Annotated in this window: 2 protein-coding genes; both read right to left on the bottom strand. The window is 70.4% G+C overall.

The window, feature by feature from the left end:
* Positions 1 to 97: 97 nt before the first annotated feature.
* Positions 98 to 1,306, bottom strand: coding sequence for an ABC transporter permease (locus NON22_RS24020; protein ID WP_257389508.1), 1,209 nt, complete (start codon positions 1,304 to 1,306; stop codon positions 98 to 100).
* Positions 1,303 to 1,648, bottom strand: a 346-nt coding sequence (locus tag NON22_RS24015; RefSeq protein WP_306673994.1) for an ABC transporter ATP-binding protein, incomplete at its 5' end; no start/stop codon positions are given. The genes NON22_RS24015 and NON22_RS24020, both read right to left, overlap by 4 nt.

Here is a 1,648-nt window from a genome sequence, read left to right as displayed (position 1 = left end):
GGCCGTGCGCGAGCGCGCGCTGCAGCGGCTCGCGCGTCTCGGCGCGCAGGGGCGCTGAGCCAGGCGGCCGGCGAGCGCCGGTCGTTCGTCCTGGGGCTCATTCGTGCCGCAGCGCCTCGATCGGGTCCAGGCGCGCCGCGCGCCGCGCAGGGAAATAACCGAACAGGACGCCGATCGCGGCAGAGAACGCGAAAGCCAGCAGGTTGATCTGAAGATCGAACAGAAATGGAATGCGCATCGCCGACGCCGCCAGGGCCGAGCCGACCGCCGCCAGCGCGATGCCGGTCAGTCCCCCGAGCGCCGAGAGCACCACGGCTTCGATCAGGAACTGCAGCAGCACCTCCTGTTCCAGGGCACCGATGGCCAGGCGAATCCCGATCTCGCGCGTACGCTCGGTCACCGAGACCAGCATGATGTTCATGATGCCGATGCCGCCCACGAGCAGGCTCACCGCCGCGACCGCGCTGAGCAGCATGGTCATGACGCGCGTCGTGCTCGACAGCGCCTCGGCCATCTGCCGCGTGTCGAGCACGTTGAAGTCGTCGCTCTCGCCCTCGGCGATGCGCCGCCGCTCGCGCATCAGGCGCTCGACCGCCGTCTTGGCGCGATCGATCGAAGCGCCCGTCGACACCGCCAGCATGATGGCGGCGACATCCTGGTTGCCGACCAGGCGGCGCTGCACCGTATGCAGCGGCATGAGGACGACGTCGTCCTGGTCCATGCCCATCGCCGCCTGGCCCTTGGCCGCCAGCAGGCCGACGACCTCGCAGGAAAAGCCGCTGATGCGGATCGATCCGCCGATCGGGTTCTCGCGTCCGAACAGTTCGCGCCGCACCGTCTCGCCGAGCACGCAGAGCGCCTTGCCGCCACGCTCCTCCGCATCGCTGAAGATCCGGCCCTGAACCGGTTGCCATTTCCTGGCTCGGAAATACGCCGGAGTGGTGCCGACCACCGTCGTCGACCAGTTGGCGGCGAAGCGGACCGCGACCACGGCATGCGTCACCGACGGCGCCACGGCGTCGAGCGACGCGATCTGGTCGGCGACGGCGCGGGCGTCGGCGAGCTTGAGCGGCGGCGCCGCGGCGGAATCGCGGCCGGCGCCGAAACGCTGCCCGGGACGCAGGATCAGCATGTTGCTGCCGAGACTCTCGATCTGGTCGGCGATGGCGCGCGTAGCGCCGTTGCCGAGCGTGACCATGGTGATGACCGCGCCGACGCCGATGACGACACCGAGAATCGTGAGGATGGAGCGCAGCAGATTGCGCCGGATCTCCTTCAGCGAAAGCAGCAGCGCGTTCCAGGTCACGGCCGGCGCTCGTCGCTGTCGATGCGGCCGTCGACGAAACGCACGATGCGGCGCGCGTAGGCCGCCATGTCGGGTTCGTGCGTGACCATCAGCACGGTGATGCCGCGGTCGCGATTCAGGGCCGCGATGATCTGCATGATCTCGCCGCTGCGCTGCGTGTCGAGATTGCCGGTAGGCTCGTCGGCGAGCAGCACGTCGGGCTGCGTCACCATGGCGCGGGCGATGGCCACGCGCTGCTGCTGGCCGCCGGACAGCTCGGCCGGCGTGTGCCGTTCGCGGTCGGCGAGGCCGACGGCCTCCAGCGCCGCCCGCGCCTGCGCGTGGCGCGCAGCCGCCGTCTCG

The sequence above is a fragment of the Tahibacter caeni genome (assembly GCF_024609805.1).
GTDB lineage: Bacteria > Pseudomonadota > Gammaproteobacteria > Xanthomonadales > Rhodanobacteraceae > Tahibacter > Tahibacter caeni.
The sequence above is the reverse complement of the archived record's forward strand: the minus strand, read 5'-3'. Positions and strand labels throughout refer to the sequence as shown.